The sequence below is a fragment of the bacterium genome (assembly GCA_030654305.1).
GTDB lineage: Bacteria > Krumholzibacteriota > Krumholzibacteriia > LZORAL124-64-63 > LZORAL124-64-63 > PNOJ01.
This window is the reverse complement of record JAURXS010000269.1, coordinates 1-3,620: the sequence shown is the minus strand read 5'-3', so window position 1 is coordinate 3,620 and position 3,620 is coordinate 1. Positions and strand designations below refer to the sequence as shown.

Here is a 3,620-nt window from a genome sequence, read left to right as displayed (position 1 = left end):
ATGGCCTTCCTCTGCGACACGATCCGGCTGATCATCTCCTCGAACCTGCCCGCGCACGACCTCGAGGCGCTCATGGACGCGGACATCGAGACGCGGCACGCCGAGGAGCACCAGCCGATCAACGTGCTGACGAAGGTCGCCGACGCGCTGCCGGGCCTGGGCATCGTGGCGGCCGTGCTCGGCATCGTCATCACCATGGCCCACATTGACGGCCCCGCGGCGGAGATCGGCCACAAGGTGGCCGCGGCTCTCACCGGCACCTTCCTGGGCATCCTGCTCTCCTACGGCGTGTTCGGGCCGATCGTCACGAACATGGAGCTGCTGGCCCAGCACGAATCGCGCTACGACCTCGTGATGCCGACGGCGCTGGTCGCCTTCTGGAAGATGCTGCCCGCGGCCGTGGCGGTGGAGTTCGCGCGGCGCACCATCGAGACCGACATCCGCCCCTCGTTCAGCGAACTCGAAGAGGCGTGCCGCGCGTCGCGCGGCTAGGGAAGGATCCCGGGCATGGCGGAGCAGAAGGGCAAGGGCGGCGACCAGCCGCTGCAGCCCATCATCGTCATCAAGAAGGTCGTCGGGCAAGGCCACCACGGGGGCGCCTGGAAGGTGGCGTACGCCGACTTCATCACCTCGATGATGTCGCTGTTCATCGTGCTGTGGATCGTCAACCAGGATCAGGCCGTGAAGGAGGCCGTGGCCGGCTACTTCCGCGACCCGGGCGCCTTCAGCGCCTCGGGCGCCGGCGGGCCGCTCGGCGGCCAGTCGATCCTGCCCGAGTCGGGCCAGGGGATCATGGAGGGGATGCAGGCGGAGGCGAAGCGCCTGCTGGAGGAGGCGGCCACCGAGCTGCGCGAGCAGCTGTCCGGCATGGAGCACTTCGAGCAGATCATGAAGCAGGTCGAGATCAAGATGACCGATTCGGGGCTCAACATCCAGATGGTCGAGATGTCGAACTCGCTGTTCTTCGACGTGGGCAGCGCCAACCTCAGCGCGGCCGCCGAGGAGGTGCTCCAGGTCCTGGCGCGGCAGCTCAGCAAGCTGCCGAACCGGCTCGTGATCGAGGGGCACACCGACAGCCGCCCCTACCCCGCCGGCACCGGCTACGGCAACTGGGAGCTGTCGACCGAGCGCGCCAACTGCGCCCGCCGCTACATGATCGCCCACGGCCTCGCCGAGACCCAGGTGGCCGAGGTGAGCGGCTACGCCGACACGCGGCTGCGCCACCCCGAGGATCCCACCGACGTCGGCAACCGCCGCATCAGCATCACCGTCCTCTACCAGGACGGTCAGATGCCCTGGTCGTCGGGCGGCGCGGAGGCGGCGCCCGGGAGCGGGGACAGCCTGCCCCAGAGCCAGAACACCGGCACCCCCAGCCCCACGATGATCAACCCCGGCCACGAGTAGCGGGGCTTCACGATCAGCAGGTCCACGCAGATCGCCACGGCGGCCAGCACGTACAGGGCCGGCAGCACCGGGTAGCCCGGCGCGCGCCAGCTCCGCTCGGCCGTCGGGCGCCGCCGGCGCAGCACGAAGATCCCCGCCACCGACAGCGCGTAGAAGATCAGCACCGCGAAGATGACGTAGTCCAGCAGGTCGCCGTAGCGCCCGGTCAGGCAGAGCAGGCAGGCCCAGACGCCCTGCATGACCAGCGCGGCGGCGGGCACGCGGCGGCGGTTCAGGCGGCCGGTGCTGCGGAAGAAGAGGCCGTCGTGCGCCATCGCGTAGTAGACGCGGGCGCCGGTGAGGATCATGCCGTTGTTGCAGCCGAAGGTGCTGACCATCACCAGCACCGCCATGATCGCGGCGGCGACCGGGCCGAGGATCGTCGAGGCGGCCGCGGTGCCGACGCGGTCGGCGGTCGCGAACTGCAGGCCGCGGCCGGCGACGTCCGCGGCGCCGGGGAGGCCGGCCACCGGCAGGGCCAGCACGTACACCAGGTTGGTCAGCATGTAGATGACGACCACCACGGCGACGCCCATGACCAGGGCGCGCGTGATCGTGCGCTGAGGGTTCACCGTCTCGCCGCTGGTGAAGGTGACGTTGTTCCAGGCGTCGCAGGCGAAGAGCGAGCCGACCGAGGCCGCGCCCAGGGCCATCAGCAGGCCGATCCCGGTCAGCGCCTCGCGCGTGACCGACCCGTCGGCGCCCACCACGACCCGGCTCGCCGACCACATGTCGTGGAAGTTGGCGGCGATCGCTCCGGAGTGCCGCGCCAGCGCGAGGCCGCAGACCACCAGCACGAGCAGGGCCGCCACCTTGGCCACGGTGAAGCTGTCCTGGACGAGCTTGCCCTCGCGCAGGCCGAGCGTGTTGAGCCAGGTCAGCAGCGCGATGCTGGCGATGGCGACCAGCTGCGCCGCGCTGACGTCCAGGCCGCCGACCGACAGCAGCACCTGCTGCTCGCCCAGCGACGGGACCAGCAGCGCGAGGTGCTTGGCGAAGGCCATGCCCACCGCCGCGATCGAGCCGGTCTGGATCACCATGAACAGCGTCCAGCCGTAGAGGAAGCCGGTCAGCCGTCCGAACGACTCCCGCAGGTAGACGTACTGGCCGCCGGCCTGCGGCATCAGCGCCGCCAGCTCGCCGTAGCAGGCCGCGCCCAGCAGCGTCACCAGGCCGCTGAACAGCCAGACCGCCAGCAGCCAGCCCGTCGAGCCCACGCTGCGGGCGATGTCGGCGCTGACGATGAAGATGCCCGAGCCGATCATCACGCCCACGACGATCATCACCGCGTCGAAGAGGCGGATGTCCCGCTTGAACCCGGACGCACCCGCTGATGTGTCCCCCGATGCGCCCGCCGCCTTGCGATCGTGCATGCCGTACCTCCGGATCGCCGGCGGGCGGAGCGGCCCGCGCGGACGTGGCCCCCATTGGAAGCGGGGCGCGACGGTTTGGCAAGCGGGGAGTGGGGCGCGCGGCGCAGATCCCGGTTGCCATCCCCCCGCCGCCCCGCCAAGATCGGCGCGCACCGCCCAACGACCGGGAGGCCTCGTGACGCGACCGCAGCGCTCGCCCTGGATCTTCGTGCCCTCGCTCTATTTCGCCGAGGGCGTGCCCTACGTCCTGGTCAACACGGTCTCGGTGATCCTCTACAAGAAGCTGGGCGTGGGCAACGCCAGCATCGCGCTGTGGACCAGCCTGCTCTACCTGCCCTGGGTCCTGAAGATGCTCTGGGGGCCGCTGGTGGACACGCGCTCGACCAAGCGTGCCTGGATCCTGCGCACGCAGGTCGTCCAGGCGGTCTGCCTCGCCGCCGTGGCGGCGACGGTGGCCTCGCCGGGCTTCTTCGCCTGGTCGCTGGCCGCCTTCACGCTGGCGGCCCTGGTCTCGGCCACGCACGACATCGCGGCCGACGGGTTCTACCTCCACGCGCTGGACGAGCGCGCGCAGGCGTACTTCGTCGGCGTGCGCACGCTGTTCTACCGCGCGGCGATGATCTTCGGCTCGGGGCTGCTGGTGACCGTCGCCGGGCGCCTCGAGGGCGGGCCGCGCGGCGTCGCGGGCGCCTGGTCGGCGGTCTTCGCGGGCGCGGCGGTCCTGTACGGGGGGATGTGGCTCTACCACCGCGCCGCGCTGCCGCGGCCGCCGACCGACCGGCCGGCCGTCGCGGCCGCGGCGGG

General features: G+C 71.3%; 4 protein-coding genes. 3 read left to right on the top strand and 1 reads right to left on the bottom strand.

Translation table 11 applies throughout. The features are described 5' to 3' along the window. Positions 1-492, top strand: a 492-nt coding sequence (locus Q7W29_07675) for a MotA/TolQ/ExbB proton channel family protein (protein MDO9171693.1), incomplete at its 5' end; no start/stop codon positions are given. 15 nt (positions 493-507) lie between these two features. Beyond that, positions 508-1,404: an OmpA family protein gene (locus Q7W29_07670; GenBank protein MDO9171692.1), complete on the top strand. Its 897-nt coding sequence runs from the start codon at positions 508-510 to the stop codon at positions 1,402-1,404. Here Q7W29_07670 and Q7W29_07665 read toward each other — a convergent pair. Beyond that, positions 1,287-2,816: an amino acid permease gene (locus Q7W29_07665; GenBank protein MDO9171691.1), complete on the bottom strand. Its 1,530-nt coding sequence runs from the start codon at positions 2,814-2,816 to the stop codon at positions 1,287-1,289. The two genes, Q7W29_07670 and Q7W29_07665, sit on opposite strands and share 118 nt — an antisense overlap. A 175-nt stretch (positions 2,817-2,991) precedes the next feature. On the opposite strand from Q7W29_07665, the gene Q7W29_07660 reads away from it, so the two are divergent. After that, on the top strand, positions 2,992-3,620 hold a 629-nt coding region (locus Q7W29_07660; GenBank protein ID MDO9171690.1), incomplete at its 3' end, for an MFS transporter.

What these genes read in the sequence shown, in the direction of transcription:
- Q7W29_07670 (MDO9171692.1), top strand. Translation starts at nt 508, where the DNA reads ATGGCGGAGCAGAAGGGCAAGGGCGGCGACCAGCCGCTGCAGCCCATC.
- Q7W29_07665 (MDO9171691.1), bottom strand. Translation starts at nt 2,816, where the DNA reads ATGCACGATCGCAAGGCGGCGGGCGCATCGGGGGACACATCAGCGGGT.